We start from the raw sequence: 22,591 nt of genomic DNA, 5'->3' as shown, positions 1-22,591 counted from the left end.
GATTCAAATCTCCTTATCTCTTACGATCAGCAAGCACAGCAACCAAGATTACTACAGCCTTGATCACGTTCTGATAGTAGGAAGTGACACCCAAGATGTTCAAACCGTTGTTCAAAACAGCAATGATCAGAACACCTGCAATTGTACCGGTAATTCTTCCGCGGCCGCCATTCATACTGGTACCGCCAAGGGCAACAGCAGCGATGGCATCCAGTTCATAACCGCTACCCATAATGGGCTGTGCGGAGTCCACACGGCTAATCATGATCAGACCGGCCAATGCGCTGAGGAAACCGGAAATACCATAGACACTCATCTTCACGCGATCGATGTTCACGCCAGAAAGTGCGGCGCACTTGGCGTTAGAACCGGTAGCGTAAAGGCGGCGACCGAAAGTGGTATGCTTCAGCAAGAAATAGAAGATTCCAAAGGAGGCCAACAGGATCAAGATAGGAATAGGAATTTTAATAGCCGGCAAGAAATCGCAGACCACATTACCCTTACCCAGAGCCTTGAACAAAAGGCTATCACCAGAACTTTCTGCCAGGCGGGAAATGGGCTTACCATCGGTAAGGATCATGGCGAGGCCACGATAAGCCGTCATGGTAATAAGGGTTGCAATGAACGGTTGCAAACGACCCTTGGTCACCAAAAGTCCACTAATCAAGCCGAGAGCCACACCCACCAGCAATGCTACGGGAACCGCAACAATGACAGGTACGCCATGGCCAATCATTTCGGCACAGACAATGGCGCTCAAGGCAAAGGTAGAACCCACAGAAAGGTCGATACCGCCACTGAGAATGACACAGGTCATACCGAAGGCAATCAAGCCGTTAAAGGAAGCCTGACGCAACAAGTTCAGGAAGTTACCCGGCTGGCGGAATTCGGGGCTAATGGAGCTAATGACCACCACCAGAATAGCAAGCGCTATAAAGACGCCATATTCCGATAAAAAAGCACCTAGATTCTTATTTTCCTTTTTCATTAGATTTTACCTCCTGTAGCAAGAGTCATAATTTTTTCCTGATCCGCATCGGCACCATTAATAATGCCAGTCACATGTCCTTCGTGAACCACCATAATGCGGTCACTCATGCCCAGAACTTCGGGCAATTCAGAAGACACCATGATAACGGCAACGCCCTTGGCGGCCATATCATTGATTACGTTGTAAATTTCCTTCTTGGCGCCGATATCCACGCCGCGAGTGGGTTCATCCAGAATGAGAATCTTGGGGTCCGTATAAATCCACTTGGCAAGAACCACCTTCTGCTGGTTACCACCGCTCAAGTTACCGCACTCATGCTGAGGGCCGAAACAGCGGATGCGGAATTCCTCGATACCGCGCTTCACAAGGCTGGACTGCTTTGCAGAATCCAGAACACCCTTCTTGGAAACGATTCCCAAGTTAGTCAGTTCGATGTTTTCAGCAATGCTCTTTTCCAGCAGCAGGCCTTCGGTCTTACGATCTTCAGTAATAAAGCCGATACCCGCTTCAATAGCCTGACGCGGATTGCGAATGAATACTTCCTTACCGTTGATAAAGACCTTGCCTGCTACCGTAGGCATATTGCCGAAAACGGCATGCATAATCTCGGTACGGCCAGCACCCATAAGGCCCGACACGCCAAGCACTTCGCCGGCACGGACATTAAAGCTTACGTCGCGGAACAGCTTTTCATGAGTAAGGCCTTCCACGCGGAGCACTTCATCGCCGATAGCATTATCGCGCTTGGGGAAACGTTCACCAATTTCACGGCCGATCATCATCTTCACCACGTCATCCATGGTGATATCCTTGATGTACTTGGTATCGATATAGGTACCATCGCGGAGGATGGTGATACGGTCGCACAATTCAAAGATTTCTTCCATGCGGTGAGAAACGTAGACGATAGAGACACCCTTCTTGCGCAGGGAATTGATCACCTCGAAAAGGACCTCGGTTTCGCTCTGGGTAAGGGCTGCGGTAGGTTCGTCCATAATCAGGACCTTGGCGTCCACCATAAGGGCCTTACAGATTTCCACCATCTGCTGCTGACCCACAGACAAGTCGCTCATGACCGCATCCACGGGAATATGGACTCCCATGCGGTCCATGATTTCCTGGGCCTTAGCGCGCATGGCCTTCTTGTCGCAGATACCAAAGCGCTTGGTAATTTCGCGACCCATGAACAGGTTTTCTTCAACCGTCAGGTCAAACAGAACGTTCAATTCCTGGTAAATAAAAACGATACCCGCCTCTTCGGCTTCCTTGGGACTGTGGTAGGTCACTTCCTTGCCATCCACAATCACGGTACCGGAATCGCGGGTATACACGCCCGTCAGGATCTTCATCAAGGTCGACTTTCCGGCCCCGTTTTCACCCATCAAGGCGTGGATTTCACCGTCTTTCAGGAAGAAGCCGGCATCCTTCAATACCTGGTTGCTTCCAAAAGACTTGTTAATGCCTTTCATTTCAACATGCATAGAGTATTACGATCCTCCTATCAGGCGAAAATGCACCCGGATTGCAAAATTATGTTGGCATAAGGAGTAGTTTCCCCAGTTCTAATTACAGCCTTGCAAGTCTGGGTGCGTGCCTTCAGTTCCGTATGAGGTACATATTCCACTTCAACACCCTTTAACAGTTGCAGCACCTGACCCTCAACCTGGGGATTCTGGGTCTTGATTTCTTCGGCCAAGACAATCTTTTCCACCTTCATATCCTTCACCACTTCGGCCAAAGTCTGCATGAATGTGGGGATTCCGAACGCAAGCGCAAGGTCGATGCGCTCCGTTTCTTCGGGAATGGGCAGGCCACAATCGCCAATGCAAATGCAGTCCGTATGGCCCAAATACCCTAAAACTCGGGAAATTTCACTGTTTAAAATTCCATTTCGCTTCATTAATTGGTCCCTTCTTTCCTTTTACGTTTTGTTTCTAACTTATTTTAATATTACACAAAGGGGCAGAAAGCAAGACCCGAATATATTCCATATTGGAATATGTGCTTTTTATAACCTTTGATTTTCCAATACACATTTCTACCTTTGTGCCCACATTTGAGTTAGGTGACCTAACGAACTTCAGGTTTTTTGAGTGCGAGTGCACTTCGGGGCTTATTTTAAACGCTTTACAGCGACGAGATGACGCGGCATGGGCCGCAGATGAAGTTTACGGGTCCCCGAAGGTGATTTATGAAGAATCCTGAAAAGCAGGGTGCGGAAGATCGCATCCCCGAAGAAACTATTGACTCCAAATCCAAGATTGCCCGCGAAGCCGATGCCTTTTTGGCATCCATTGCTGGTGGGGCCGACGAAGACGAAGCTGACGAAGCCGCTTTTTTGGCATTGAATCCCGATGGAATCGTCATCGATGATGATTGCAACATCGTAAAGGCTGGCGCAGAAGCCAAGGCAAATGTTGGTGAATCTATTGAATTCGTCGACGAAGAACAGCAAACTACGGAACAAGAGCAAGAAGAAAACATCGAAACCGTCGAAGAATCCGCAGACGAAAACGATTCCACAGAGGACGAAGACGAAGAACTGAGCGACGAAACCGAAGGTGACGAAGCACTGGTCACTTTCGAGGACCTGGACTTGGCTCCCGCCGTTCTGGACGCCATCAAGGCCATGAACTATGTGACCCCCTCCCCCATTCAGGTGAAGGCTATTCCCGCACTGCTTCAGGGCGGAAACCTCCTGGGTACGGCACAGACAGGTACCGGTAAGACAGCCGCCTTCTCCCTGCCCCTGCTTTCCCGCCTGGAATTCAACGGTCACGAAACCTCTATGCTGGTGCTGACTCCTACCCGCGAATTGGCCATCCAGGTCGCCGAAGCCATCCAGCAGTATTCCGTAAACCTGCCCAAGGTCCATGTGGTTCCCGTTTACGGTGGTCAGGATATCGCCGTGCAGATCCGCGCCCTCAAGCGCCAGGCCAACATCATCGTTGCCACTCCGGGCCGTCTTATTGACCATATCAAGCGCGGCACCATCACCCTGGGCGGCGTGAAGGCTATCGTCCTGGACGAAGCTGACGAAATGCTGGACATGGGTTTCGAAGAAGATGTCGAAACCATCCTGAAGGAAATTCCCGCAAGCGCACAGCGCGCCCTCTTTAGCGCCACCATGCCCAAGAAGGTGAAGGCCATTATCGACAAGTACCTGGGCGAATACGATGAGGCTTGCATCGAAAGCAAGACCACCACCGTTGAAAACATTCGCCAGCGTTACCTGATGGTAAAGAACGAGCACAAGGTCGAAGCCTTGGCCCGCGTCCTGGAAGGCGAAGAATTTGACGGCGTGCTGATCTTTGTGCGCACCAAGCAGAACACCACCGAAGTGGCCGAAAAGCTGGAAAGCCGCGGCTTTACCGTCGCCCCGCTGAATGGCGACTTGGCCCAGTCCATGCGCGAACGCACCATCAACCGTTTAAAGATGGGCAAGCTGGATATCGTGGTGGCTACCGACGTGGCCGCCCGCGGTATCGACGTGGACCGCATTTCCCTGGTGGTGAACTACGACATTCCTTTTGACACGGAATCCTACGTACACCGCATTGGACGTACAGGTCGTGCAGGCCGTAGCGGCGACGCCATCCTCTTCATCACTCCCCGCGAAAAGCGCATGCTGAAGATTATCGAACGGGCCACCCGCCAACCCATCGACGTGATGGAAATGCCCACCGGCGAAATCATCAGCCAGAAGCGCGTGGCCGCCTTCAAGGAAAAGGTGAACAGCGTCTTGAGCTACGGCGAACTGGACAAGTTCAAGACTTTGGTCCAGGAAATGGTAGCAGCCGGCTGCAATAAGACCAACGGCGTTGAAAACGAAGATGGATCCGTTACCGAAATCACCGCCGAAGACGTAGCCGCCGCCATCATCAAGATGTACCAGAAGAAGCAGCCCCTGTTCCCGGAATTGCAGCCCCTGGACGCTCCCCGCGAAGCACGCCGTGAAAAGGCCCGCCGCGAACGTGACGACTTTGGCGTAGGCATGAACGGCGAAGAAAAGCAGCGTCTGCGCAAGGAACGTAAGGAAGGCAATAACGGCGTTGAAGAAGGTTACCTGCGTTACTACATGGGCGTGGGCCGCATCGACCACGTTACCCCCCGCGACATCGTAGGCGCCATCGCCGGCGAAGCAAACATCAGCAGCTCCATCATCGGCCGCATCAAGCTCTTCGACAAGTTCAGCACCGTTGAACTGCCCGAAGACACTAGCCAGGAAGTTCTTGACATTCTGGCAGGCATCACCATCCGCGGAAACGACGCCCGCTTCCGTCTGATGACAGACGAACCTCCTACCGGCCCCGCTCCGGGAACTCGCCCCCGCGAAGGACGCAGCTTCCACCGTGAAGGCCGCGGCGGTTTTGGCCGAGGCAATCGTGAAGAACGCCGTGGCGGATTCCGCAAGGAACGTGAAGGTCGCGGTTTCGGTGTCGATCACGGCGAACGCGGAGACCGCAAGTTTGCAGGCAACCGCGAAGAACGCCGTCGTGAAAAGTTCGGCGAAAAGCCTTTCCGCAAGGACCATGACGAACGCGACTTCGGCGACAAGCCCTTCCGCAAGACCCGCCGCTTCGGAAGACATTAATACGGCAAGTTCGCAATCAACCAACGCGATTTTAAACGGCTCGCTAAATGCGAGCCGTTTTCGTTTGCATAAACCATTCTGTAAAAATTTTAGCGGAACATTTTTCTTATACTTTCGCCATGACTTCCACCATCGTTACATTGCTCGCCATCATTTTGCTTTTGGCCTTCGTATTTTTCAAGACAAAGGCAGCCAAGCCTAAACCAGGGCAGTTCCATAATGATGGTCGCCGCAAGACTTTCAAGGACTTCCAGAAGGAACAGTTGGAAAATGATCCCGACGGAGTCTACGGCGAAGCGGCCACTTTCAAGACACTGACCAGCATTTGCAACGACGACGGACGCAAATTCGTGCTGATGAAAAACCTGTACATTCCAAGCCACGGCGGTACCACCGAAATCGACGCCCTGCTCTTGCACCAGTCCGGCATCTACGTGCTAGAAACCAAGAACATCTCCGGTGAAATTACCGGCACTCTGGAAGAGGAACGTTGGCACCAGCGCCTGAACGCCCGCACCACCCACACCTTCCACAACCCCATCCAGCAAAACGCCGGACACATCCGCGCCCTCCGACATTTTCTGAAAGAGAACTTTTCCAAAAGCGATCTGAACGTTGACGAGCTTCCCGTCTTTTCAGCCATCGTCTTCAGCGACCGCTGCGTTCTCAAGGGAATCCCAACCTCCCCAAAGGTTAGCGGTTCTTCACTAGACGTAAACTGGATCATCCTCCATATTTTTCAATTGCAAAAAAAGCTGTCTAACATCATAAAGAACCAAAAGACAATTCTCGAAACAGAACAGCTTGAAAGCCTATACTGGAAACTGAAACCCTGCGCCATGGCAAACGAAAAGACCAAGGCAGAACACAGGGCCTACATCCAGTCAAAACACCGCTAATTTATATGAAGCAGATTATCAAAGAGACAAAGCTTTCTAACGGCGTTGTGGTCATGACCGACTACATGCCCCATGCCTATTCCGTAACCGTTGGCGCCTGGTTCCCCCGGGGCAGCCGACACGAAGCCAAGGGCGAATTTGGTTTGAGTCATTTTTATGAACATCTGGTTTTTAAGGGTACCGAAAATCGTACCGCCCTTGAAATCGCCCGTGCCATCGAAGACCGCGGCGGAAATCTGGAAGCCTACACCACTCGCCAGGAAACCGGCTTTTACGCCAACGTAGAAAGTGGCGACTTGGCTCTCGCCATCGACGTCATCGCCGACATGCTCATGAATCCCCGCTTCGAAAAGAAGGAAATGGAAAAGGAACGGAAAGTCATCATCGAGGAAGTCCACAGCTACGATGACATTCCCGAAGAACTTGTAGGCGACGTTTTTAATGCCATCCATTTTAAGGGTTGCGGTATCGCCCACTCCATTACCGGCACCGTCAAGGAAGTCAAGGAACTGACCCACAAGCAGATGCTGGCTTATCGCGACCAAGTCATTAATGAATTGCCCATTTACGTCTGCGCCGCAGGCAAGGTGAACCACGACGCATTAGTGGAACTCTGCCTGCAGAAATTCGCCCGCAAGAAATCCGGCGGGATCGCACCCGCCAACATCTACAAATCCAACCAGAGCGTAAAGGTGGTGCAGAAGCAGGACATCACCCAGTCCAATCTTTTCTGGGGCATGAGTTTCGACAAGAGCCGCATGGACGAAAAGGGTCGCTGCGCCCTTTCCATTTTTAATGTGGCCATGGGCGCAGGCATGGCCAGCAGACTTTTCCAGAAGATCCGCGAAGACAAGGGCCTTGCCTATTCCGTCTATTCCACCGCCGACATCTACCGCGACTGCGTGGACTGGGGAGTGGCCCTGGCAACAGAACCAAAGCAGTTGAAATTGGCCCTGGAATTGAGCGTCAAGGAAACGAAAAAATTCCTAAAGCAAGGCTTCATGAAAGACGAACTGGAACGGACAAAAGCCAACATTTTGGGCGGCATGCACTTGGGTGCAGACAATCCCGAAAAGCGAGCCATCCGCATGGCGGAACAGATTCTGCACCTGGGCGAATTCCACACCATGGAACACTCCGAAAAGATCATCCGGGATTTGACCGCCGAAGATGTGACGGGCCTCACAAACGACCTGTTCGCAAACGCCAAATACTCCGCCGCCGTGGTCGAACCCAAGAGCAAGAAGAAGTCAGAAATCACAACAGATTTTTTCTAGGCCCTCAAAACGCCCCACAAGAATCTATATTAAAAATGTATGGATTCAACCCTGTCGTGCATATATGTGGTTAACATCTTCGGTGCAGTACTTCTGGCCGTTGTTGCCGCAGGTAACGTCTGGAAGCTTCCCCGCAAGAATCTGGAGAACACGTCTCTCCTGGTCATGCTGATCCTCGGATTCCTGAATTGCCTTATCGACCCCATTGTTTTCACATCGGAAGGTCGCCCCGGAGCCCTCGCAAAATTCATCAACATCTATGGCAACGGTTGGCTCTACGGATCCAACATGTATTGCTCTACCCTGTGGTTCGTCTTCCTTTCGCAACACATTTGTGGAGGCGTATCAAGGATTCACGCCAAGATTCTGAAAACCGTCGTGGGGCTTGGAACGTTGGGCGTACTCATCAACTTTTTCTGCCCGTTCATTTTTTCCATCGATGGCAACAACCACTACCACAGAATGTGGGGCTATTGGATTTACACCGTTATCGACTACGGCATCACCATGGACAGCATCGTGGTCTACTTCTGGAGCCGCAGGCGTAACGGTATCCTGAAGTACTTCCCCATCTGGGTGTATTTCTTCCCGCTGATGATTGGCACTTTTGCCCAGACCCTGTTCTACGGCATTTCCACCATTTCGGCAGGCTTGGCCGTTTCTATTGCCGGCATCTTCTCTAGCCTGCAGAACGAACTCATCTTCCGCGACCGACTGACGGGCCTATACAACCGCGTGTACCTGGACCGCCACATGAACGTCTTCTCACGAAAACGTAGAACCGTCATGACCGGTCTGATGCTGGACCTGAACTCCTTCAAGAAGATCAACGACGACTTCGGCCATTCCGTTGGCGACCGCGCCCTGATCGCCATGGCCGACATCCTCCAGAGGACCATCCACGACGAAGGGGTCGCCATCCGCTATGCCGGCGACGAATTTATCGTGCTGTTGAACACGGCGGACCAAGAAAAGGCAGACGGCCTCATCCGCGAAATCCATTACCGCATCGAAAAGTTCAACAACAATTCCAAGGCCCCCTTCAAACTCTCCACCTCCATCGGAAAGGGACTGCTCGATCTGAAAAAGGGAACGATGGACGAGTTCATCAACACCATCGACCGAGAGATGTACGAAAACAAGAAGGCCTATTATGCGGTTCACTCAGAAAATGACCGCAGACTGAGATAGTACATTAAGAAAGAACGTCTGCCAGGTACTTCAGACAAAGTACGTTCATTCAAAGTACGTCCGCCGTGTGCGCCAGACAAAGTACGGCCCGGCCGGGGCAGACTACACAAAAAAAATACCCCACTCCGGAGAGCGGGGTAAATTTCTCGCTAGATGATGCTAGAGCGAATTTAGACTTGCGTCTAAATTATGCAGCCTTAACAGCATCCACGACCTTGGCGAAGGATGCAGGATCTGCAACTGCCATATCAGCGAGAACCTTACGGTTCATCTTGATGTTAGCCTTGGAGAGCTTGTAAATGAACTGGCTATAGCTGATGCCGTATTCACGAACTGCAGCGTTCAGACGAGTGATCCACAGAGAGCGGAAGTCACCCTTCTTGTCGCGGCGGTGTGCGTAGGCATACTGACCGGCGTGAGCAACTGCGTCGATAGCAAGGCGAATGTTGGACTTGCGACGACCGTAGAAGCCCTTAGCGGCTTTGAGGATATTTTTGCGGCGTTCGCGGGAAGGAACTCTGGATTTTGCGCGGGGCATTCTTACACTCCTTATGCTACTACAAGCAGACGCTTGACGTGATACATGTCGACCTTCTTAATGAGAGCGCCCTTACGCAGGTTACGCTTACGCTTAGTGGTCATCTTGGTTTGAATGTGGCGCATACCAGCGCGCTTGAACTTGACGTGGCCGGAGCCGGTCAGGCGGAAGCGCTTCTTGGAACCGCTGTGAGTTTTCATCTTAGGCATTTTTACCTCGTTAGGTTATTAAGTTAAGCCTCACCTGCTGCCATGGGCTCGGTTACGGGCTTCGGTGCATCCTGCTGCTTTTTGGCGGCAGCGGCACCACGCTTAGGACCATAGATAGAAAGCATGGTATTGCCTTCGACTCTAGAGTCCATTTCAAGGTCGCCAAAGGCGGCCAAGTCTTCTTTTGCACGTTCCATGAGACGCTTGCCATAATCCATATGGGCCATTTCGCGACCGCGGAACTGCATGATAAGCTTCACCTTCATGCCATCCTGAAGGAATTCACCTGCCTGCTTGATGCGGTACTGGTAGTCATTTTCGGCGGTCTTGGGGTGCATCTTGATTTCTTTCAGCTTCACCACATGCTGCTTGGCCTTGGCGGCCTTAGCCTTCTTGACCTGCTCGAACTTGTACTTACCGTAGTTGATGATCTTGCATACGGGGGGCTTAGCATTGGGAGACACTTCCACCAGGTCCAGACCGGCGTCCTTAGCCATCTGCAAAGCCTTGTGGGTTTCGATGATGATGGCTTCGCCTTCTTCCTTCACAAGACGGATGGGGGAAATACGGATGTCTTCGTTGATGCGGGTGCCGTCACTCTGACGGTTGGGCATCTGACGGCCACGGGGGGGTTGTAAAGCCAAGTTAAGCTACCTCAGGTAAATTGTTTAAGTGGCGTAAATTTAACATTTTTTTTGAAAAATTACAATACTTTTTTATTTACCCCTTTAAAATCGGGTGTTTTTTTGTATAATTGAGCACAAATTGCGGCGGTAGCTCAATGGTAGAGCTTTAGCCTTCCAAGCTAATGGTTGCCGGTTCGATCCCGGTCCGCCGCTTTTACAAAAAGGTCCCTTCCTCTGGAAGGGACCTTTTTAGCACCCTCCCCCAGCCCCCTCCTCAAAGGAGGGGGCTTTTTTGCTGGACGAACCCGATCTTAGCACTCTCCCCTGGCCCCTCCTCGATGGATGTTTTGGGTCCATTTGGCGATGGTTACTAACCAGACCCTCTTGTCATCGGCGTTTAGTTAGTAAAAATTACTTTGTCCACAACCATTTTACTAACCAAATTCCATTTTTCAGGGAGCTTGGTTAGTAAAGGCATCTCTTTATCTGGATCTTTTCCATAAAAACTACTATCCAATCCAGCATTTACCCGAAGATTAGTTAGTAACCGGAAGCAAGAAACATTTTCAAACGTCCAAAATATTGTAATCCAACGCCGTTTTTCTACATTTGCACTTGTAAAATTTTGCCGCCACGGAGGCACCTATGTTTTTTGAGCAGGCTATTGCAAACTGCGTCCCCAATTACACCCGCGAAGCCGATTCCGCCCACGGCGAATCTTTGGCCATGTTCGACTACAAGGACGAACTGAAAATCAAGAATCAGGCCATCAAGGAATTCTGGGACGTGAACCGTCTGGCAGGCAATCCGCAGAACGTCATCGCAAGCCCCATGCCCCGCGGTTACCGCACCACCAGTAAGCGACGCGTGGCCATGGTCCCGGGCAACCTGCAGTTCGACCGCCAGGAATCCATGCTGGAACCGGAAGAACACAACAAGATTTACGACCTGCTTTTCGAAAAGCTGATCACTCCGGCTTACAAGCCCCTGGCCTATGCCTTGAACTGGATTATCATCCGTGGTACTTACCGCTACCGCGTGGTCATTTTTAACATCAAGAAAATCGACGCCACCATCGTCCGCAAACTGAAGCAGATTTCCGAAGTGCTGCAGAAGAGCGAACTGAATGTAACCGCCGCCCACGCCTATGTAGATACCACGGAATCCGACTACTATCTGGAAGCCAAGCGCCCCACGGAAGGTCTGAATTTCAAGCAGCTTTACGGACCCCGCGAACTGGCTCTGAACCTAGGTCATTTCAGCCTGAAGTACCCTGTCACCGGATTCAGCCAGATTAACGAAAGCCAGATCCACAACTTGATCAAGGCCGCAAGCCGAATGCTGAGCCTTACCAAGGAAGACAAGTTCCTGGATTTGTACTGCGGCTACGGTCTGTTCAGTTTCGCCCTGGGCGAAGCCGCCAAGTCTGTGCTGGGCGTCGAATGGGAAGGTCCTTCCATCGAAACCGCCAAGGCCAGCGCCCGCTACCTGAAGAAGAACTACAAGTTTATCGCAGGCAAGATCGACGAAGATTTCGTGCAGTTGCGCCTGCCCCGCGTTGTGCCCGGCGAACCGGAAAAGATTCTGCTGGACCCGCCCCGCAAGGGTTGCGAACCGGGCGTCATTCACGCTCTCGCCATGCGTAAGCCCATCCGCGTGTGCCACGTTTTCTGCGGCACCGACGAAATCCCCGCCGCCCTCAAGGAATGGGAACGTTACGGCTACCGCGTCCGCGAAGTGCAGCCCCTGGACTTGTTCCCGGGAACACCCCATCTCGAAACTATCGTGATGCTGGAGAAGAAGTAGTTAGTGGTTAGTAGGAAGTAGACAGTAGACGGTTGACGGTGGGTTGTGGGCTGTTGCTGACGGTTCAGTTGAACAATAAAAAAGTGATGCGCGAAAAATGACGGATAATGAACAGAAACCAGCTCTTTGGACGCGCCCATTTGTAACGTGTTCCGCAGCCAACTTTCTTCTATTCTTCAGCTTTTACCAGCTGTTGCCGGTTCTGCCGTTGTACATCTTTGAAAAATTCCAGACGGACAATTCTACCGCAGGAATCATCATTTCGCTGTACACTATCGGCGCCCTCTGCTGTAGGCCCTTCGCGGGCTTCCTGGTAGATAGCCTCAATCGCAAGCCGCTGTATTTCTGGACCTTCTTTGCATTCACCTTGTGCTTTGTGGGCTACTGGGCTCTGGGACTTTTGCCCCTGCTTGCAGTGGTCCGTTTCATGCACGGCGTGTTCTTCGGAATTTCTACCACGGCAAGTAACACCGTCGCCATTGACGCACTTCCTAGCAGCCGCCGCGGCGAAGGCATCGGCTACTTCGGCATTAGCGTGAACCTGGCTTTTGCCACAGGTCCCATGACCGGCATGTTCCTTTACGAAGGTCTCGGAAGCAACGTGGTTTTCGCCATTTCAGTGGCCCTTTGCGTAATAGGCCTCATCCTGGTAAAGACGCTTCCCGTAAAGCCTCGCCCCAAGGTAAAACGTCCGCCCCTTTCCCTGGACCGCTTTTTCTTGACCCGCGCCTTTCCTCAATTTCTGAATTTCATTTTCGTAGGATTCGCCTACGGTCCCGTCACCAACTACATCGCTCTTTATGCAAAGGAACAAGGCATCGGCGGAAGCGGCTGGTTCTACGCCCTGATTGCAGCCGGCCTCATTATAAACCGCGTTCTTACCGGTCGCCTGATCGACAAAGGATGGCTTACCCGCCTGGTGGGCATGGGCATGACCTTGAACGTGGCGGCCTACTTACTGCTTTCCTTCTGCGGCACTTTGGGACCAATGATTCCCGGTGGAACGACCTTGCTGTTCTTTGCATCGGCTTTGATGATTGGTACAAGCCTGGGACTTATTTTTCCGGGATATCAGACTATGTGCGTCAACCTGGCAAGACACGATCAACGAGGTACAGCCAATAGCACATACCTGAGCGCCTGGGATATTGGAATCGGGGCAGGCATTCTAACAGGTGGATCCATGGCACAGCATTTCGGGATGCACCAGCAAGTATTCCTGGCATGCAGCGCCGCGCTGTTCGTCGCCGACATCATGTACCTAAGCTACACCAGCAAATACTACACAAGGGAAATGAGCAAGGAGAAAGGTTAAAGCGTAAAAGGTTAAAGGGAGATATGAGTCGTGTGTTAAAGTAAGGCGACTCTGGCGCGATTATCTGGCTCATCGCTCAAGGCTCAAAACTCTCCGCTGAAAGGAGCCGCAGGCTCCGAGCTCACACCTCGTACCTCATACCAATTTTTTCATATCTTATATCTCATAATCTGATATCTATAGTCTAGGGTTCTTTTATGAAAAATCGTCTTTTAAAAATTTCCTTGTCGGCGTTCGCCTTGGCTTTTGCATTCACCGCTTGCAACAAGCAGGAAGTGAAGTCTGAAAACACTTCCGAAGTCAAAGCAACAGAATCCGCAGAAACTTCCGTAGCAAATGAAAACACAACGGCCCCGGAAACTCGTGCCGTGACCAAGACCATCACATTGGCAGACGGTTCCACAGTCACCTGGATCCAGGACAACGCAGGCGAAAAGCTGAACCCTCGCGACCTGTTCAGCGACGCCAGCGATTCTCTCTACAACAGTTTGAATCTCCCTAACGGCATTCCCGCCACGGTTAGCACTTACCTCCTGAAGTCCCAAGGGGAATACGTCCTCTTCGACGCAGGTCTGGGAGCATTCGGCGGACAGATGCTGAACCACTTGCAAGAACTGAACATCAGCCCCGATTCCATCACCAAGATTTACCTGACCCACTTGCACGTGGACCACATCAACGGTCTCGTGAACAAGACCGACACCGGTTTTGAAAAAGTCTTCAAGAACGCCGCCGTCTATGTGGGCCAAGTTGAAAAGGACGCCTGGTTCAACGACATCAAGGACAACGGTCTTGCCGTCGGCATTCTGAACACATACAGCGACAGCCTCAAGCTCTTCGCCTTTGGCGACACTCTGCCCCACAACGTCTTCGCCATGGACGCCGTGGGTCACACGCCCGGCCACACCGTTTTCCAGAAATCCGACTTGCTGATTATCGGTGACCTGATGCACGGTTACGCTTTGCAGAAGGACCATCCCGAAATCAATTCCAATTACGACATGGACAAGGAAAAGTCCATCGAAGCCCGCAAGCGAATTCTCGCCTACGCCAAGCAGAACAACCTGACCATGGCCGGCATGCACCTTCCCCCGCCGGGATTTGTAAAGTAAGGTTCACGATGAAACCCTGGAAACTTCTTGATACGGAATACCTGGTAAACGCACCCTGGCTAAAAGTGGCCAAGGAAAAATGCGAGCTGCCTAACGGAAAAGTCATCGACGATTTCTACACATTGTGGCAGCCCGATTGGGTTTTGATTCTGGCACGTACCGCAGACGGTAAATGGGTCATGACAGAACAGTACCGCCACGGCACAGGAAAAATCGCATTGGAATTTCCTGCAGGAATCATCGACAAGAATGAAACTCCCGAAGAAGCCGCCCTCCGCGAGCTGCAGGAAGAATGCGGTTACGGAGTCACCAGCGCAGCTAATAAGCAAGAGCCTTTATACCTGGGTTCATATCCGGTGAACCCGGATCGTCACCGTGGAAAGTTCCATGTGGTATTCATCGACGGCGTAATCCGAGCAGGCGAAACCCACTTCGACGAAACCGAAGAAATAGAATCCTCCGAATTTTCTGACGAAGAACTGCAGGCCAAAATGCTTGACGAAACATTCAATCACCCGCTGCAGATGGCGGGTTACCTCAAGTGGAAACTGAGCCAGAAGTGATCGAACTCGCCTCACGAAAACTGCAGTTACCCATTCTCGTTCTCGGTTTGAACGGTGTTCCGGGCTACGCCCTTTTCAGGCACTTCAACAAACTTTTTGGCGGTACCGACGAAAGCGACGGCACCAGCGGAACAATCCATCCGGCCCCCCGTCACCCTGATGCAGCGGCACCACTAATCGGCATCCGGCCCATCAAGCATCCCTGCGTTTTTGGATCCGATGTAGTAGCCATCGACGCCGAAGATACCGCAAGCCTCACCCGCCTTTTCGAAAAGCATCAGTTCAAGACGGTCATTGACGCCAGTGGAAACTGCGCCCTAAAGGCCTGCGAATGCGACACCCCCCGAAGCCATCTGCTGAACTGCGAACAGGGTGTAGATGCCGCCCAGCTGGCCGCCGATTACAACTGCACCTTCGTAAGAATTTCAACGGACATGGTCTGGAGTGGCAGCGAAGAAACTGCCCAACTCCGCCCCTACAAAGACGACGCGCCCAAGGATCCTATCCACAATTACGGCAAACACCAGCTGGAAGCAGAAATCGAAATCCAGCGGATCAAGCCCGATGCCGTAATGCTTCGCGTGCCACTGCCTATGGATTACGCCCCCGGCGGTTGCGCTGGAGCCATCGACTGGATCAGCTACCGTTTTAGACCGGGTCGCCCTGCCACCCTCTATACCGACGAATACCGCAGACCCATCTACGGAAACGACATGTGTCGCGTGGTGCAGTACATTCTGGAACACGAATTCCCTGCAGGGATTTACAACTGTGGCGGCCCCCGCCGAGTCACCCTTTATAACGCAGGCCAGTTGGTCAACGCCATCGGAGGTTACCCCGAAGAACTGCTTCATGGTTGTCCCCGAATTGATGCAGGACCCATGCCCCCGCGCGTAGGCGACCTGGACATCGACAGCAGCAAACTTTACAGTCTTCTTCCAGAAGGCTTTATCCGCCCCTGGCCTTTTGACGACGCCATAGTTCCCACAGGCAGGGATTGGCACAAGACTTTTGGCAGAAACTGCCCCGACAAGCACCGAGTCGGCAGCGAAGAAGCCATTTATAGACTTTTGGTCATTGGTGAAAAATTGGACTTTTAGGGCATTTTTCGTCAAAAATCAGTTTTTTCGTGCTTTCTAAACCAGTTTGTTTGTTTTTGTTTATATTTCCCTTATAAGACTTCCTGTACCAATACAGTGAAATCAACATTAAGAAGGATGCAAACAATGGTTATTAATAAGATTCAAAAAGAAGACTCAATCGTTCTTGCACCGGAAGGATTCCTGGATACCGCAAACGCCCCCGCTTTTGAAACCGAAATGGAAGCCGCTTCCAACGAAACCAAGAATCTCATTGTGGATTTTGCCAAAGTCGAATACATTTCCTCTTCCGGTCTCCGCGTCCTGCTCAAGATTCAGAAAAAGATGAATGGTTGCGGCAGCCAGAAACTCATCAATGTCAGCGACAACGTTAAGGAAGTGTTTGAACTGACCGGTTTCGTCGACATCCTGGACATTGCCTAAAGAAAGCTATATCATATAGTCTGAAGGAAGGCTCAACATGGCTAGCGAGAAAAAAACGTTTCCTGTTCAAAAGGAAAGTCTTTCTGACGTCCAGGAATTCGTATCCCTTTGGGCAGAAAACAATGACATAGGAATGAAGATTTCTACAAAGCTCTCCATTTGTGCAGACGAAGTTGTGAGCAACGTCGTTTTCTATAGCGGCGCAACAGAGCTGGAAATCACTTGCAGCAAGGAAAATGGCATGGTAACCATGTCTCTCCGCGACAACGGCAAGGCCTTTAATCCTCTTACCGAGGTAAAGGAACCTGACACAACAGCCAGCGCCGAAGAACGGGAAATTGGAGGCCTTGGAATTTTCATGGTTAAGAAGATGATGAATTCCGTTTCTTACGAAAGGGTTCAGGAGTCAAACGTCTTGACCATGACAATCGCCATTTAATACAATAGCCAACGTATAAGGAGAAATATTATGAGCACCAACGAAAAAATCAATCAGGAAATCTCCGAAGACGAACTGGATCAGGTTTCCGGAGGCAACGCAGCAAACACCATCGGCGCAGGAACATTCGTTGATGACGCCGTAAAGGCAGCCAAGGCAGCCATTGACCAGCTAAAGAAAAGCCTTCCTGGAATTGACAGATTCTAAATGTCTCTTTTTAGAAAAACAGCTCTAGAAAAAATATCCTCCCCCGAACAGCTAGACAAGATGATCGTGGCAATTTCGCCATCATCCTGGATAGCGATCGTGGGCGGTTTTGTTATTGTATTCTGCGTGGCCCTCTGGTCATTTTTAGGAACGCTCCCCCAAAGCATTACTGCCGAGGGAGTCTTTCTTGATTCCGACGAATCTACCCTGGTCTGCTTTATTCCCGTAAACGAAAGCTACGACATCAAGGCCGGTCAAAAGGCGATCATTTCCACCCAGTTACAACTGCTGAACGGAACAGTACGTCAAGTCAAGCCCTACACCGCATCAGATGAAGAGCTTGTAGAAAATCTCCGAAAAAAAGTTGAAGGCAACTCCAGCACATCCGTCTTCGCACAAGTGGAAATCCAGACCACAGAGGCCAACAAGCTCAAGGGTACTTCCGCAAGAGCCGAAATCATCACTAAGGAAGTGGCCCCCATAGAATTTCTTATTTCCGGGGCAAAATAATGGCAGTCGCCAAAACGCCCACAGTGCTACAAATGGAGGCCACCGAATGCGGCGCGGCCTCGCTTTGCATGATTACCGCCTTTTACGGATTGCACATTCCTCTAGAGCAGATGCGCATCGAGACGGGAGTTTCCCGAGACGGCAGTAAGGCGAGCAACATTCTAAAGGCGGCCCGCAAATTCAATTTCGAGGCCAAGGGATACAAGCGTAGTTTTGAAGGTCTTCTTCAGACAGAAGGCCCCTGCATTATTCACTGGAACTTCAACCACTTTGTAGTTTATGAGGGCACCCGCGGAAAGTTCGCATACATAAACGATCCCGCCATGGGCAAGCGCAAGCTCACCTTGCAGGAGTTAGACGAAAGCTACACGGGAATCGTACTTACCTTTACCCCCACCGAAAATTTTCAGAAGGTCTCCCTCAAAAAAAGTTTCATAGACCTCCTGAAGAAACGTCTGGCAGGCGAAAAAAAATCATTGCTTTCCCTCATTGCAGTGGGCCTTCTGCTGATTTTGCCTGGCGCACTGATTCCAGCATTTTCTGCATTCTTTGTGGACCAGGTTCTTGCGGTCCAGAATAATCAATGGCTTCACTTTTTGCTGGGCGCCATGTTCTGCACTTTGATATTCAGCTCGATACTGAACTATTACAGGGAAAAAATTCTTATTCGTTTGCGGAACAAAAAGAGCCTCCTGTCCACCTACAGTTTTATAAATCATCTGTTCAGACTGCCCATGGGATTCTTCAGTCAGAGGTACTCGGCAGACATCGCCAACCGAATAGACAATAACGAATCCGTAAATAGTTTCCTGTACAACCAGTTTGCAGAAACCATCCTGAATGTTTTCGTAGCCCTGTTCTATTTTATCATCCTCGCAAAGCTTAGCGTGGTGCTGGCCCTGATCGGGCTAGTCAACGTCCTGTTCAATTCCCTGATGATGAAACTGCAGGCAAAATCCGTTTCTAACCTGGCTCAACGTTACCAGCAGGACTTTGGAAAATTGGCAGGTTCCCTGTCTGCAGGAATTTCTCTGACCAGTACATTGAAGGCTTCTGGCGCCGAGGCGCGCTACATGGGTATACTGCAAGGCCATTACGCCAAAATGGCCAATGTCGGAAATCAACTGCAAAAGAAGCAGGAATCCCTTTCTACAATTCCCGAAATTTCAGGAATCGTTTCAAGCATTCTCGTGTTGATGATTGGCGCTCTATTTGTTATTGACGGATCCATGACTGCAGGCGCACTCCTCGCCTCATCAACGCTTCTAGCCTCATTCATGTCGCCCATGAACGACCTGCTGACTTTCTACAATCAAGTCCAGACCCTTAAGGCCGACTTGAATCGAGTTGACGACATAGAAAGCTACCCCGAAGACGAGACCTTCAAGGAAACCGAAAAGATCCATATGGAAACAAAACTTTCAGGACGTCTGGAGTTGCGAAACATTTCCTACGGTTACAATAACTTGGAGCCAGCCCTTGTGGAGGATTTCTGTTTTAAACTGAGCAGTGGGCAGTCCATTGCATTGGTGGGTTCATCGGGCAGCGGAAAGTCAACCGTCTCAAAAATCGTCAGCGGCCTATTCGCGCCCTGGAATGGCGAAATGCTTTGCGACGACATTCCTGTCAGCAAGATTCCGCAAGACGTTCTTTCGGCAAGTATCTCTACTGTAAGCCAGCAGATTTCCCTTTTCAACGGAACCATTCGCGACAATTTGACCATGTGGAATTCTACAACGCAGGAAAGCGACATTCTGCAAGCCGCCAAGGACGCCTGCATCCACGACATGATTATCTCGAAGCCAGGCGCATACGATTTCAAACTGGCTGAAGGCGGAGCAAATATTTCGGGTGGAGAACGTCAGCGTCTTGAAATTGCACGAGCCCTGGTAAAGAATCCCACCATCCTTATTCTGGATGAGGCCACCAGCGCTCTCGACCCCATTACCGAAAAGAAGATTCTCGACAATATCAAACGACGCGGCTGTACATGTCTAATTGTCGCCCACAGACTTTCCACTATTCGTGATGCCGATGAAATCCTGGTCATGGAGCACGGGAAAATCATTCAAAGGGGCAACCACGAATCACTAGTAAATGCAGAAGGAACCTATCAAGCCCTAGTAAGGAGCATGTAAATGGAAATCTCTTTACAGAGCGGCAAATTGTATTTGACTAGCGAGCCTACCATTTTTACCGTGGTAGAAGGGTCTGCCCTTATCTACATCGTCCCAATTGAAGAAAATGCCGCAGGGCGACGAATCCTCCTCTGTGAACTTTCTGCGGGCGAACAGTTCCCGTCTTTCTGCATCGATTCCGAATTACTTGGCCACTGGAGTTTTGGCATTTCTACCCTTGAACACGTAAAGCTCGAAGGTAACTCCGCATCCGCCGAAGACATATCCAATGCCAACGCCACATTCGCAAAAAAAATCGGAATCAGATACTTTGACGAAGATTCCTACAACGAAATGGTTGTAGAAAAATACAGGCTGAACCTCATCAAGGAAGAAGGTGCCGTTTACGCCACCAGCGAAGAACAGCGCAAGACCACTGCAAAAAGTTTCCAGATTATCTATGACTTTTTCGAAAAGCGCGAAAATCAGAAACTCCTGTCGAGCCGCACGGGCAACAACCTTTACGACGCGATTCACAGTTTGGGAATTCACCAAGGTTTTTCAATCGCTTCTATCGACCGTATTCGTGAAAGCTGCGGCAAGCGTTTTGAGCTGAACGACATAACTCGAATAAGCCATGTAACCCTCCGTCCGGTCATTCTGGAAGCGGACTGGTTCAAAAAAGATTGCGGTTCTTTCCTGGGATATTCCTCTGACGGCGAGCCCTTGGCATTTCTGTGTTACGGCCATGGAGTCTACAAAGTATGCAACCCGGCAACAGGTGAAATTTCTGCCGTAACGGAATCAAACGCTCAGCAAATCTTACCTAGTGCATTTGTTTTCTATAGACCGTTCCCCAACAAGAAAATTGGTTTAAGGGACTTGATATTGTTTGGATTGAAAGACATCCAGAAAAGAGACATTTTCACATTCGCATTACTCTCGCTCATATGCACATGCATCGGCATGTTCCTGCCGGCATTAAACCAGATCATCTTCGATAAGGTCATCCCCCTGCAGAACAAGAACGAACTCGTTCAAATTTGTTTCGTCGTACTTGTTTTTGCCGTAGGCAGCGCCGCCTTCGCCCTGGTCAAAAATTTTGCCATGCTTCGTAGCATCAACACGATGAAAATCAGCATACAGAGTGCCGTTTTCGATCGACTGTTTTCTTTAAGCGAAAGTTTCATTCAAAAATTCCCTAGCGGAGAATTGACCATCAAGGCACTGCAACCAGTTAGAATTTTCAGTCTTCTTTCTAACGGTTTATTTAGAACGCTCCTTGGCGGAATTTTCTCGGTTTTCTTTTTCTGCCAGATGGTTTCTATATCTTCCTCGCTGGCCCTCATAGGAGTCGGATTGACAGTCCTTATCGCTGTCGTGGCGGTTATCATTTGCCATCGGCAGATTGATGTCGAGCGCATGATCATCAGAAGCGGAAATCAAGGTTCCAGCTGGATGATCCAGGCTATCAACGGCATTTCAAACATCAGGATCGCAAACGCCGGCAACCGCTTCATTCTTGAATATCTGAAGTTCTATGCAGAACAGAAGAAAATGGAACAGAAACAGGAATGGACGCAAAACAAGTTCAACATATTTATTAACGCGCTCCAAATCTTTGAAAGCATCTGCTTTTTCTATCTGGCCAGCCACACAGAAACGTTGTCCACCGGTCAGTTCCTGGCATTCGTTTCTGCATTCGGATTGTTCTCCAACGCCATCATCCTCTGCCTTGTAGAGGCATTCTCTGCCGTAACGGCAATCCCCATGTTTGACGAATGTAAAGTCATTCTGGATGAACTTCCCGAAACTTCTGACGATACCCTACTGCCAGGCAAAATCGCAGGCGACATTGAAGTAAACAACGTCAGTTTTTCTTACCCGGGTGCCGAAACCCCGACACTAAAAAATATCAACCTCAACATAAGGGAAGGGGAATACATCGGCATCGTTGGCAGTTCCGGTAGCGGAAAATCTACCCTATTAAAATTACTGCTTGGATTCGAGAAGCCTACCCTTGGAAAAATTTATTACAGCAAGAACGACATCGACAAAATTGACAAGAAGGAACTTCGAAAATATTTTGGTGTGGTCTTGCAAGATGACAAGCTGATTTCAGGATCTATTTTTGAAAACATTACTGTAGCCCATCCAAAGACAACTCTAGATCGAGTTCAAGAAGTAATTAAAAAAGTCGGCCTAGAAAAAGACATCCAGGAAATGCCCATGGGCATTCATACTGTTCTTTCGGGAAGCTGTTCTACGATCTCGGGTGGACAACAGCAAAGAATTCAAATTGCCAGAGCCATTGTCGGCAAACCCAAAGTTCTATTCTTTGACGAAGCGACATCAGCCCTGGACAACCAAACTCAGGCCATCGTCGGCGAGACCCTTTCAAAAATGAAATGCACCAAGATTGTCGTAGCCCATCGCCTAAGCACGGTCATTCACTGCGACAGAATCATCGTTGTAAACAAGGGTGAAATTGTTGAATCCGGATCCTACGAAGAGCTTATGGGCAAGAAAGGTTTCTTTTACGATTTATCATCTAGACAGAATTTATGATATTGAAAAATATTGCAAAAATGGTTCTTACGACAATGATCGCGGCGAACATTCTCGCCTGCAACAGCGAAGTAGAACACAAGGAAACAGCGGTCTTAAAACACAC

General features: G+C 50.3%; 21 protein-coding genes and 1 tRNA gene. 16 read left to right on the top strand and 6 right to left on the bottom strand.

Going from position 1 to position 22,591, the window contains the following annotated elements; all coding sequences use genetic code 11:
* Nucleotides 1–13: 13 nt before the first annotated feature.
* From B7992_RS07975 to rbsD, 3 genes are read right to left on the bottom strand one after another with little or no spacing between them, the layout of a single operon-like run.
* Nucleotides 14–988 carry an ABC transporter permease gene (locus B7992_RS07975; RefSeq protein ID WP_073158854.1) on the bottom strand — a complete coding sequence of 325 codons (975 nt, stop codon included), beginning with the start codon at nucleotides 986–988 and terminating at the stop codon, nucleotides 14–16.
* Nucleotides 988–2,472 carry a sugar ABC transporter ATP-binding protein gene (locus tag B7992_RS07970; RefSeq protein ID WP_088665984.1) on the bottom strand — a complete coding sequence of 495 codons (1,485 nt, stop codon included), beginning with the start codon at nucleotides 2,470–2,472 and terminating at the stop codon, nucleotides 988–990. Before B7992_RS07970 ends, B7992_RS07975 begins: the two co-directional genes overlap by 1 nt.
* Before the next feature lie 20 nt (nucleotides 2,473–2,492).
* Nucleotides 2,493–2,891, bottom strand: a complete 399-nt coding sequence (rbsD, locus tag B7992_RS07965; RefSeq protein WP_088665983.1) for a D-ribose pyranase — start codon at nucleotides 2,889–2,891, stop codon at nucleotides 2,493–2,495.
* A 291-nt stretch (nucleotides 2,892–3,182) separates the two neighbouring features.
* Here rbsD and B7992_RS07960 point away from each other — a divergent pair, with 291 nt between their 5' ends.
* From B7992_RS07960 to B7992_RS07945, 4 genes are all read left to right on the top strand, one after another.
* Nucleotides 3,183–5,585 carry a DEAD/DEAH box helicase gene (locus B7992_RS07960; RefSeq protein ID WP_088665982.1) on the top strand — a complete coding sequence of 801 codons (2,403 nt, stop codon included), beginning with the start codon at nucleotides 3,183–3,185 and terminating at the stop codon, nucleotides 5,583–5,585.
* 47 nt (nucleotides 5,586–5,632) lie between these two features.
* Entirely contained in the window at nucleotides 5,633–6,484 is an 852-nt protein-coding gene (locus B7992_RS07955) for a nuclease-related domain-containing protein (protein ID WP_083539731.1), read from the top strand.
* Between the two features lie 5 nt (nucleotides 6,485–6,489).
* Nucleotides 6,490–7,761 (top strand): pitrilysin family protein, encoded by a 1,272-nt coding sequence (locus B7992_RS07950; protein WP_073285340.1) that lies wholly within the window; start codon nucleotides 6,490–6,492, stop codon nucleotides 7,759–7,761.
* Nucleotides 7,762–7,827: 66 nt separating this feature from the next.
* Nucleotides 7,828–8,952: a GGDEF domain-containing protein gene (locus tag B7992_RS07945; RefSeq protein WP_176421885.1), complete on the top strand. Its 1,125-nt coding sequence runs from the start codon at nucleotides 7,828–7,830 to the stop codon at nucleotides 8,950–8,952.
* A 187-nt stretch (nucleotides 8,953–9,139) separates the two neighbouring features.
* Here B7992_RS07945 and rplT read toward each other — a convergent pair whose 3' ends face one another.
* From rplT to infC, 3 genes are read right to left on the bottom strand one after another with little or no spacing between them, the layout of a single operon-like run.
* Nucleotides 9,140–9,490, bottom strand: a complete 351-nt coding sequence (rplT, locus tag B7992_RS07940) for a 50S ribosomal protein L20 (RefSeq protein ID WP_073158843.1) — start codon at nucleotides 9,488–9,490, stop codon at nucleotides 9,140–9,142.
* Between the two features lie 11 nt (nucleotides 9,491–9,501).
* Entirely contained in the window at nucleotides 9,502–9,699 is a 198-nt protein-coding gene (rpmI, locus tag B7992_RS07935) for a 50S ribosomal protein L35 (RefSeq protein ID WP_073158842.1), read from the bottom strand.
* A gap of 23 nt (nucleotides 9,700–9,722) precedes the next feature.
* Nucleotides 9,723–10,343: a translation initiation factor IF-3 gene (infC, locus tag B7992_RS07930; RefSeq protein ID WP_249269383.1), complete on the bottom strand. Its 621-nt coding sequence runs from the start codon at nucleotides 10,341–10,343 to the stop codon at nucleotides 9,723–9,725.
* Nucleotides 10,344–10,466: 123 nt separating this feature from the next.
* Between infC and B7992_RS07925 the strand changes: the two genes are divergently transcribed.
* The 12 genes from B7992_RS07925 (at nucleotide 10,467) to B7992_RS07870 (ending at nucleotide 22,485) form a co-directional block, all read left to right on the top strand.
* Nucleotides 10,467–10,538: transfer RNA gene (locus B7992_RS07925), tRNA-Gly, on the top strand.
* A 432-nt stretch (nucleotides 10,539–10,970) separates the two neighbouring features.
* Nucleotides 10,971–12,131: a class I SAM-dependent RNA methyltransferase gene (locus B7992_RS07915; RefSeq protein ID WP_073158837.1), complete on the top strand. Its 1,161-nt coding sequence runs from the start codon at nucleotides 10,971–10,973 to the stop codon at nucleotides 12,129–12,131.
* Nucleotides 12,132–12,228: 97 nt separating this feature from the next.
* Nucleotides 12,229–13,446 carry an MFS transporter gene (locus B7992_RS07910; RefSeq protein WP_088665981.1) on the top strand — a complete coding sequence of 406 codons (1,218 nt, stop codon included), beginning with the start codon at nucleotides 12,229–12,231 and terminating at the stop codon, nucleotides 13,444–13,446.
* Nucleotides 13,447–13,643: 197 nt separating this feature from the next.
* The gene (locus tag B7992_RS07905; protein WP_088665980.1) at nucleotides 13,644–14,558 is read left to right on the top strand and encodes an MBL fold metallo-hydrolase; all 915 of its coding nucleotides are present in this window, start codon (nucleotides 13,644–13,646) and stop codon (nucleotides 14,556–14,558) included.
* An 8-nt stretch (nucleotides 14,559–14,566) separates the two neighbouring features.
* Complete coding sequence (locus B7992_RS07900) at nucleotides 14,567–15,121, top strand: NUDIX hydrolase (RefSeq protein ID WP_088665979.1); 555 nt, start codon at nucleotides 14,567–14,569, stop codon at nucleotides 15,119–15,121.
* On the top strand, nucleotides 15,118–16,221 hold the full coding sequence (locus tag B7992_RS07895; protein WP_249269384.1) for a sugar nucleotide-binding protein: 1,104 nt from the start codon (nucleotides 15,118–15,120) through the stop codon (nucleotides 16,219–16,221). Before B7992_RS07900 ends, B7992_RS07895 begins: the two co-directional genes overlap by 4 nt.
* Nucleotides 16,222–16,347: 126 nt before the next feature.
* A complete protein-coding gene (locus tag B7992_RS07890; protein WP_073158829.1) occupies nucleotides 16,348–16,644 on the top strand; it encodes an STAS domain-containing protein in 297 nt (98 codons plus the stop codon).
* Nucleotides 16,645–16,681: 37 nt separating this feature from the next.
* Entirely contained in the window at nucleotides 16,682–17,083 is a 402-nt protein-coding gene (locus tag B7992_RS07885) for an ATP-binding protein (protein WP_073158827.1), read from the top strand.
* A gap of 30 nt (nucleotides 17,084–17,113) precedes the next feature.
* On the top strand, nucleotides 17,114–17,290 hold the full coding sequence (locus B7992_RS16320) for a bacteriocin (RefSeq protein WP_139259175.1): 177 nt from the start codon (nucleotides 17,114–17,116) through the stop codon (nucleotides 17,288–17,290).
* Nucleotides 17,291–17,800, top strand: coding sequence for a hypothetical protein (locus B7992_RS07880; RefSeq protein WP_073285356.1), 510 nt, complete (start codon nucleotides 17,291–17,293; stop codon nucleotides 17,798–17,800).
* On the top strand, nucleotides 17,800–19,938 hold the full coding sequence (locus B7992_RS07875; RefSeq protein ID WP_088665978.1) for an NHLP family bacteriocin export ABC transporter peptidase/permease/ATPase subunit: 2,139 nt from the start codon (nucleotides 17,800–17,802) through the stop codon (nucleotides 19,936–19,938). Before B7992_RS07880 ends, B7992_RS07875 begins: the two co-directional genes overlap by 1 nt.
* A complete protein-coding gene (locus B7992_RS07870) occupies nucleotides 19,939–22,485 on the top strand; it encodes an NHLP bacteriocin export ABC transporter permease/ATPase subunit (RefSeq protein WP_088665977.1) in 2,547 nt (848 codons plus the stop codon). It abuts the gene before it with no gap.
* Nucleotides 22,486–22,591: the final 106 nt, after the last annotated feature.

The organism is Fibrobacter sp. UWH1 (genome assembly GCF_002210365.1).
In the GTDB taxonomy this organism is placed as follows: domain Bacteria; phylum Fibrobacterota; class Fibrobacteria; order Fibrobacterales; family Fibrobacteraceae; genus Fibrobacter.
This window is presented reverse-complemented; position numbering and strand designations above follow the sequence as displayed.